5 protein-coding genes are annotated in these 6,706 nt (G+C 73.4%); 3 read left to right on the forward strand and 2 right to left on the reverse strand.

Going from position 1 to position 6,706, the window contains the following annotated elements; genetic code table 11:
• Positions 1-62: 62 nt before the first annotated feature.
• Both rsgA and K6I34_RS28410 read right to left on the reverse strand, forming a co-directional pair.
• Positions 63-1,160, reverse strand: coding sequence for a ribosome small subunit-dependent GTPase A (gene rsgA, locus K6I34_RS28405; protein WP_229330132.1), 1,098 nt, complete (start codon positions 1,158-1,160; stop codon positions 63-65).
• A 257-nt stretch (positions 1,161-1,417) separates the two neighbouring features.
• The gene (locus K6I34_RS28410) at positions 1,418-2,638 is read right to left on the reverse strand and encodes a YihY/virulence factor BrkB family protein (protein ID WP_229330135.1); all 1,221 of its coding nucleotides are present in this window, start codon (positions 2,636-2,638) and stop codon (positions 1,418-1,420) included.
• Between the two features lie 240 nt (positions 2,639-2,878).
• On the opposite strand from K6I34_RS28410, the gene K6I34_RS28415 reads away from it, so the two are divergent.
• From K6I34_RS28415 to K6I34_RS28425, 3 genes are all read left to right on the forward strand, one after another.
• Positions 2,879-4,138, forward strand: coding sequence for a helix-turn-helix domain-containing protein (locus tag K6I34_RS28415; RefSeq protein WP_229330136.1), 1,260 nt, complete (start codon positions 2,879-2,881; stop codon positions 4,136-4,138).
• A 65-nt stretch (positions 4,139-4,203) separates the two neighbouring features.
• The gene (locus K6I34_RS28420; RefSeq protein ID WP_229330138.1) at positions 4,204-4,788 is read left to right on the forward strand and encodes a GNAT family N-acetyltransferase; all 585 of its coding nucleotides are present in this window, start codon (positions 4,204-4,206) and stop codon (positions 4,786-4,788) included.
• A 157-nt stretch (positions 4,789-4,945) separates the two neighbouring features.
• Complete coding sequence (locus K6I34_RS28425; protein WP_229330140.1) at positions 4,946-6,598, forward strand: ABC-F family ATP-binding cassette domain-containing protein; 1,653 nt, start codon at positions 4,946-4,948, stop codon at positions 6,596-6,598.
• Positions 6,599-6,706 lie beyond the last annotated feature (108 nt).

Genomic DNA, 6,706 nt, shown 5'->3' on the forward strand with positions numbered 1-6,706 from the left:
GCCCGGGGCGGAGCCCCGGTGGGGGAGGGGGCCACCCAAGTGGTGGCCCCAAAGAAGACGCGTCAGCGCCCCCGTTTCCGCGCCGCCATCTCGCGGCCTTCGGCCGCCTTCCGCTTCCAGTCCCGCCGGATCTCCGCCCGCAACCGCGCGTCCGTCCGCGCCACGATGTACGTGTTCTCCCGCAGCAGCTTCCGGTAGCTGTCGAGCCGCCGCTGCCGCAGCTCGCCCGACTCCACCGCGGCGAGCACGGCGCACCCCGGCTCGCTGTCGTGTGCGCAGTCGTGGAAGCGGCAGCGCGTCGCGAGGACCTCGATCTCGGCGAAGGTCTGGGAGACGCCCTCCTCGGCGTCCCACAGGCCGACGCCGCGCAGGCCGGGCGTGTCGATGAGGACGCCCCCGCCCGGCAGGGGCAGCAGATCACGGGTCGTCGTGGTGTGCCGGCCCTTGCCGTCGCTGTCGCGGATGGCCCGGACGTCCTGGACGTCGGCCCCCACGAGCGTGTTGGCCAGCGTGGACTTGCCCGCGCCGGACTGTCCCAGGAGCACGGACGTACCGCCCGCGAGCGTCGCGGCGAGGACGTCGACGCCCGCGCCGGTCGCCGAGCTGACGGCCAGGACCTGCACGCCCGGGGCCGCCGACCCGGCGTCGGCGACGAGGTGGGCGAGCACCACGGGGTCGGGGACGAGGTCGGCCTTGGTGAGCACGACCAGGGGCGCGGCGCCGCTCTCCCAGGCCAGGGCCAGGAACCGTTCGACCCTGCCGAGGTCCAGCTCGGCGGCGAGGGAGACGGCGATCACGGCGTGGTCGACGTTGGCGGCGAGGATCTGGCCCTCGGACGCCTTGGAGGAGGTCGACCGGACGAAGGCCGTACGGCGCGGCAGCAGCGCCCGTACATAGCCCTGGGCGAGGTCGACGGCCGCCCAGTCGCCGGTGCACATGATGCGCAGCGGGTCGCCCGTGGCGACGAGCGCGGTGTCGGCCTGCACGATGTGTACGCCGTCGCCGTCAGGGGCGGCGACGGCGAGGTCGCAGCGGCCGCGGTCGACGCGGACGATCCGGCCGGGGGTCAGGCCCTCGGCGGCGTACGGAACGAAGTCTTCAGCGAACCCCGCGTCCCAGCCGTAGCGGGTGAGGGGGTGTTGAGCGGTGAGCTCGGACAAGGTGATGGTCCTTCAGGAGGGAGGTGTCACGTACCGGCGTGTGTGTGCGGGCGGTGCCCGTCGCGGTGACAGTCATCGGTCCTCACCTCCTGGTTCTGCGCGGTGGTGCGCGCGGCGATCGTAAATCGCCGACATGGGGCACCGCCAAGCATTTTTCCGGGGCCTCGCCCCCGTCAGGGGCGCGGGGAACTGCGCGACAAGCCCCCACCGGACCCGCAGCCGCGCACGGAGCACAAGACGCACCCCGGTAGGCGCGGTCAATCCCTCCCGTTTGGCTTCGCGTGCCGCCCCGACGCATCCGGCCGCGCATGTTTCGGCCGGTGCTCCGGGCGCTGGATACGGGAGCGGACATCGTCCGGCGGAAGGAACTGCGCCCAGCGCTCGGGGAACTCCGAGGGCGGCTCGCGGTCCAGGGCGGTGGCGCCGTCCTCGTACGGCTCGTCGTCGAGGTCGTCGTCGGACAGGCCCGCCTGGAAGGCGCGCGCGGCCCGTTCCGCGCGCTCGCGCGCCTCCAGGGCCAGGGCCGTGGCCCGCTGCCGGTCGACCTCGGCGCGGGCGCCCGCCGTGGCGACGGACGGCCAGACGCGGTCTATGGCGGCGTTCACCGCCGCGCCCACGAGCACCGCGAACGCGGAGACGCCGATCCACAGCAGGACGGCCACGGGCGCGGCCAGCGAGCCGTAGATGGTGAGCCCCTCCACCGTGTGCGTGAGGTAGACGCGCAGCAGGAGGCTGCCGATCACCCACATCGTCAGGGCGACGAGCGCGCCGGGGATGTCCTCCTCCCACGGCGAGCGCACCGGTACGGACACGTGGTACAGCGTGGTCAGGAAGGCCACGGAGAGCAGGATGACGGTGGGCCAGTAGAGGAAGCGGACGACGTCCGCGCTCCACGGCACGACGTCCACCACCGCCTCCGGCCCGGCCACCATCAGCGGCAGCACCACCGCGCCGATGACGAGGGCGACGACGTAGAGGACGAAGGCGAGCAGCCGCGTCCTGACGATGCCGCGCTTGCCCTCCAGCCCGTACATGATGGTGATCGTCTCGACGAAGACGTTCACCGCGCGGGAACCGGACCACAGGGCGATGGCGAAGCCGAGCGAGATGACGTCGGGCCTGCCCTTGGTGACGTCCGTGAGCAGCGGTTTGGCGATCTCGCTGACGCCCTTGTCGCTGAGCACGGTCGCCGACGCCTTGAGGATGTGCTCCTGGATGGAGCCGATCGTGTTGGTGCCCGTCCAGTCGTCCCAGTAGCCCAGGAGGCCCAGGAGACCGAGCAGCAGCGGTGGCAGCGACAGCAGGGTGAAGAAGGCCGCTTCGGCGGCCAGGCCGGTGACGCGGTATTCGATGCAGGAGTTGACGGTGTCCTTGAGGAGCAGCCACGCCATCCTGCGTTTCGAGACATTTCGGTACAGGACCCTGGCCCTGTGGAGTCGGCCGCCCCGCCGCCTCGATCGTTCTCTTGCTGCCTGCACGCCCTAACCGTATCGGCCCAGGCCAGGTCGTTTTGCACAGCAGCCGGGCGGCGCCCGGGGGCGGTCGGGGCGAAACGGCGCAGGTCCCGGGCGGAGGGTGATGCTGCGCCGACTCGGCACCACCCTCCGGCCGCTCACCGCAAGCTTCCGCCCGTACGGGGCGGCCCCGCAACGGTTGCATGGAGTTGCAATCCCACGGATGCCCCCACACCGGCGGTCGCGCGGCGGCACCATGGCAACGTGAACCGCGGAACGACCGACGCGCGCCTGCTGCCTGCCGTCCACGAGGCATTTCTCGGCAGTGACCACCCGCCCGTACAGCCCCGTCCGCTCATCGGGCAGTCGTGGCGCCGGGCGCTGCTCCACGGCCTCGACCCGGACCGCGGCGGCGTGTTCCCGCCCCCGCTGCCCGTCGAGGAAGTGGAGCACCGGCGGCAGACCTCGCGGCTGGGCGGACTGCTGCCGCAGCTGCGCGAAGGGCTGGGCGGTTTCGTAGACATGGAGCGGCAGCTGATGGTCGTCACGGACGGCGAGGGCCGCGTGCTGTGGCGCGAGGGCAACAGGGCGACGATCCGCAGCGCCGACCGGGTGGAGTTCTCCGTGGGTGCCGCGTGGACGGAGGAACGGGTGGGCACCAACGGCATCGGCACGGCGCTCGTCGAGCTCCGTCCGGTGCAGGTGCACTCCGCCGAGCATTTCGTACGCACCCACCACACCTGGTCGTGCGCGGCAGCACCCCTGCACGACCCGCGCGACGGGCGGCTGCTGGGCGTGCTGAACGTCAGCGGCCCCGCGACCGTGTTCAATCCGGCGACCCTGCCGCTCGTGACCGCCGTCGCCAAGGTCGCCGAGGGCGAGCTGCGCGCGCGCCACTGGGAGTCCGTGGAGCGGCTCCGGGCGGTGGCCGCGCCCCTGCTGTCCCGGGTGGGCGGCCGCGCGCTGGCCGTCGACCGGGAGGGCTGGATCGCGGCCGTCACGGGGACGGTGCCGGTGGGTCGCGTCGCGCTGCCCAAGGCGGTGCAGCCCGGCCGGGTCTGGCTGCCGTCCCTCGGCCTCTGCTCGCTCGAACCTCTGCCGGACGGCTGGCTGGTGCGCCTGGCGGAGACCCCCTGCGAGGTCGTGGCGCACCGCGTCGTCCTCGACCTGCGGGCGGCCCGCGGCTGGACGGTGACGGTCGCGGGCGCGACGGGCGAGTGGTCGCACGAGCTGAGCCCGCGCCACGCGGAGCTGCTCTACGTCCTGGTCCTGCACCCGGCGGGCCGGACGGCCGCCGAGCTGGCGGCCGACCTCTTCGGCGACGCGTCCCGCACGGTGACCGTCCGGGCGGAGCTGTCCCGGATCCGGCGCACCCTGGGCGGCGTCCTCGACCACCGCCCGTACCGCTTCGCGGACGGCGTCGACGTACGGCTGCTGCGGCCGGACGAACCAGGGCGGCTGCTGCCGGGCTCGGCGGCACCGGCGGTCGTGGCGGCCCGCGGGGACGGGCCGTACCACCGCTGAGCCTCATGCCGGTGAGGCCCCGTTCCCGCCTCTCCCTCCGCCGGGCGCGTGATTGGGTGGGCGGCATGAGCCATGACACCGTCACCGTGACCACCTGGTCCCTGGAGCAGACCGCCCCCGAGGACCTCGTCCCCGCGGACGAGCCCGACGCCTCCGTGGGCGTCCGCATCGTCCGGTCCGAGGTGCCCTCGCCCGAGTACAGCCGCTTCCTCTACACGGCGGTGGGCGGGGACATCACCTGGACCGACCGGCTGGGCTGGACGTACGACCGGTGGCGGGCGTTCCTCGAACGCCCCGGGGTGGAGACCTGGGTGGCCCACCAGCACGGCACCCCCGCCGGATACATCGAGCTGGAGGCGCAGGGCGAGGGCACGGTCGAGATCAGCTACTTCGGCCTCCTCCCCGCGTTCCGCGGCCATCGGATCGGCGGCCATCTGCTCGCGTACGGCACGGCCCGCGCGTGGGATCTCGCCGAGCGCTGGGACGGGATGACGCCGACGAAGCGGGTGTGGGTGCACACCTGCTCCCTGGACGGTCCCTTCGCACTCGCGAATTATGAGCGGCGTGGCTTCCGCGTCTTCGACACCAAGGTCGAGGACGAGCCCGTACGCCCCGTACCGGGCCCCTGGCCGGGTGCTGCCGCCGCCTGATGCCGCGAGGCGTGCCCACGGGGCGTGCCCCAAAAATCGGCTGCGCCGACCGCCACCCCTGTTTACCCTGGCCGCATGTCTACGCCCCGAATTTCCTAGCCGAGGACCCGCTTCCACGCCAGAAGTGTGTCCTCGAGCTTTTTCGGAGCGTTACCCAATGATCACCGTCAGCGATGTCGAGCTGCGGGCAGGCGCCCGCCTCCTGCTGTCCGGCCTCTCCTTCACCGTCTCCCCCGGCGACCGCATCGGCCTGGTGGGCTGCAACGGCGCGGGCAAGACCACCCTCATGACCGCGCTCGCCGGGCGGTCCGAGCAGTCCGAGCGGTCCGGGCAATCTGAGCAGGCCGGGGCCGGGAGCGGCCTCGCCGCAGGCCGGATCGTGCGTACCGGCCACGTCGGCTTCCTCGCCCAGGACTCGCGCGCCGCCGACCCCGCCGTGACGGTCACCGGCCGGATCCTGTCCGCCCGCGGCCTGGACCGGGCCCTGCGCACCCTGCGTGCCGCCGAGGCGGCCATGGCGGACGCCGACGGCCCGGCCGCCCTGGACCGGGCGATGAACGCCTACGCCCGCGCCGAGGCCGCGTTCCAGGCGGGCGGCGGGTACGCCGCCGAGGCCGAGGCCGCGCGGGTCGCGGCCGGGCTCGGGCTGCCCGAGCGCGTCATGGGCGAGCCCGTCGGCACGCTCTCGGGCGGCCAGCGGCGCCGCGTCGAGCTCGCGCGCATCCTGTTCGCCGGCCACGACGGCACACTGCTGCTGGACGAGCCGACCAACCACCTGGACACCGGATCGGTCGCCTGGCTGCGCGGTTTCCTGAAGGGACATCAGGGCGGCCTGGTGGTCATCAGCCACGACACCGGGCTGCTCGCCGACGTCGTCAACCGCGTCTTCCACCTGGACGCCACGCGCGCGACGATCGACGTCCACAACACCGGCTGGCGGACGTATCTGACCCAGCGGGACGCCGCCGAGCGCCGCCGGGCCCGCGAGCGGGCGAACGCCGAGCGCAAGGCCGCCACGCTGCACGCGCAGGCGGACCGCATGAAGGCCCGCTCGGCCACCGCTGTGACAGCCAGGAGCATGGCCCGCCGCGCCGACCGCATGCTGGCGGAGCTCGAACCGGCCCGCCGGACGGAAAAAACCGCCCGGATACGACTGCCCGAACCCGCCCCCTGCGGACGGATGCCCCTGGGCGCGGTCAGCCTGGCCAAGTCCTACGGGGACCACCGGGTCCTCGGCGGCATCGACCTCGCCGTGGACCGCGGCAGCCGCCTGGTGGTCCTCGGGCCGAACGGCGCGGGGAAGACCACGCTGCTGCGCCTGCTGGCCGGTGCGGAGACCCCGGACGCGGGCCGCGTCGTGCGCGGACACGGCCTGCGCCTCGGTTACTTCGCCCAGGAGCACGACACGCTCGCCGCGGACCGCACCGTGCGGCAGAACCTCGCCGCCGCCGCGCCGCACCTGACGGACGGCGAGACGCGGCAGGTGCTCGGCGCGTTCCTCTTCACCGGTGACGACGCCGACAAACCCGCGAGCGTGCTCTCCGGCGGCGAGAAGACCCGCCTCGCCCTGGCAGGGCTCGTGCACTCCGGCGCCAACGTGCTGCTGCTGGACGAGCCGACCAACAACCTCGACCCCGCCTCCCGCGACGAGGTCCTGGCCGCGGTCGGCTCGTACCCCGGCGCGATCGTGATGGTCACCCACGACGAGGGCGTCGTCGACGCCCTGCGCCCCGACCGCGTCCTGCTCCTGCCGGACGCGGACGAGGACCTGTGGAGCGACGAGTACCGGGAGCTGGTCACCCTCGCCTGAGCCCGTATCGGATCTCTGCCCGGAATTGACGCGGCTCTTGCCCCGCGCGCGGGAATCGTTTGCCCCAGGCTGGGGCATGCATTGCCCTGAGTGGTGCGTGAGCGTGTT

Origin of the sequence: Streptomyces sp. UNOC14_S4, from assembly GCF_020740835.1 — a bacterium.
Lineage (GTDB): Bacteria > Actinomycetota > Actinomycetes > Streptomycetales > Streptomycetaceae > Streptomyces.